This is a genomic window from Pseudomonas sp. P4_C3 (genome assembly GCF_056402075.1).
The window spans coordinates 1-1,672 of the sequence record NZ_JBFUIC010000569.1 but is presented as its reverse complement, the minus strand read 5'-3'; the positions used below and the strand labels follow the sequence as shown (position 1 = coordinate 1,672).

At 58.8% G+C, this 1,672-nt stretch carries 2 protein-coding genes; one reads left to right on the top strand and one right to left on the bottom strand.

The features are described 5' to 3' along the window. A partial coding sequence (gene hemJ, locus AC1DVH_RS30725; protein ID WP_477756961.1) for a protoporphyrinogen oxidase HemJ occupies nucleotides 1-424 on the bottom strand: 424 nt, incomplete at its 3' end. Nucleotides 425-559: 135 nt separating this feature from the next. Between hemJ and argC the strand changes: the two genes are divergently transcribed. Beyond that, complete coding sequence (gene argC / locus AC1DVH_RS30720; RefSeq protein ID WP_477756960.1) at nucleotides 560-1,594, top strand: N-acetyl-gamma-glutamyl-phosphate reductase; 1,035 nt, start codon at nucleotides 560-562, stop codon at nucleotides 1,592-1,594. Nucleotides 1,595-1,672: the final 78 nt, after the last annotated feature.

The following is a 1,672-nucleotide window of genomic DNA, read 5'->3' as shown; positions in this document are numbered from 1 at the left end:
GCCGAACGACGACCAGAATTACGATAGCCAGCAATATCAGAACCGGCACTTCATTGAACCAGCGATAAAAGACATGGCTGCGGGTGTTCTCGCCACGGGCAAAACGTTTTACCTGGGCACCGCACATGTGGTGGTAGCCGATCAGAATCACCACCAGCGTCAGCTTGGCGTGCATCCAGCCACCCTGAGTGAAATACGCACTCGGGTTGAGGCTGATCAGCCAGCCGCCGAAGATCAGCGTAGCGATCATTGCCGGCCCCATGATGCCGCGATACAGCTTGCGCTCCATGACGCTGAAGCGTTCCTTGCTGACGGTATCTTCGCTTTGAGCGTGATAGACGAACAGCCGCGGCAAGTAAAACAGGCCGGCAAACCAGCAAACGATGCTGATGATGTGAAGTGCTTTGAGCCACAGATAAAGCATTTTTAGTTATTCCCAGGTTCACGGTAGCGGGAATAGTAGAGGCTAGAAGCTCCGCACGTCACCTTGACGGTTGTCGCAGGGGCGCGCGGCCCCTATTATCGACGGCTTTCCAGTGGGTTCGTTGAGGGCAGGTTTATGGTCAAGGTCGGTATCGTCGGCGGCACGGGTTACACCGGTGTCGAACTGCTGCGTCTGTTGGCGCAACATCCGCAAGCTGAGGTGGTTGTCATCACTTCCCGATCCGAGGCTGGCCTTGCCGTGGCCGACATGTACCCGAACCTGCGAGGCCACTACGACGGCCTGGCGTTCAGCGTTCYGGACATCAAGACCCTGGGTGCCTGCGATGTGGTGTTCTTCGCCACACCGCACGGTGTTGCCCATGCCTTGGCGGGCGAGTTGCTGGCGGCCGGGACCAAGGTCATCGACCTGTCGGCGGACTTCCGTCTGCAAGACGCGGATGAGTGGGCCAAGTGGTACGGCCAGCCGCACGGTGCACCGGAGTTGCTGGACGAAGCGGTCTATGGCTTGCCGGAAGTCAATCGCGAGCAGATCAAGAAAGCGCGCCTGATTGCTGTGCCGGGCTGCTACCCAACTGCAACGCAATTGGGTTTCCTGCCATTGCTCGAAGCCGGCCTGGCCGATACTGCGCATCTGATTGCTGACTGCAAATCCGGTGTCAGCGGCGCCGGTCGTGGTGCTTCCGTAGGCTCGCTGTACTCCGAGACATCGGAAAGCATGAAGGCCTATGCGGTCAAAGGGCACCGTCATTTGCCGGAAATCCGCCAGGGCCTGCGTCGTGCAGCAGGCAAGGACGTCGGTCTGACCTTCGTTCCGCACCTGACTCCGATGATTCGTGGCATTCATTCCACGCTCTACGCAACCGTTGTTGATCGCTCGGTGGATCTGCAGGCGCTGTTTGAAAAGCGTTATGCCAACGAACCGTTCGTCGATGTGATGCCGGCCGGCAGCCATCCGGAGACTCGTAGTGTACGGGGTGCCAACGTCTGCCGTATTGCCGTGCATCGCCCTCAGGATGGTGATCTGGTGGTTGTGCTGTCGGTGATCGACAACCTGGTCAAAGGCGCTTCGGGTCAGGCGGTGCAGAACATGAACATTCTGTTCGGGCTGGATGAGCGTCTGGGCCTGTCCCACGCCGGCATGCTGCCGTAAGCTTTATCGCGTACAGCAAAAGGCCCGTCTGACGGGCCTTTTTGCATTCCGGGCCGGCGATTGGATTGGTTGATATAC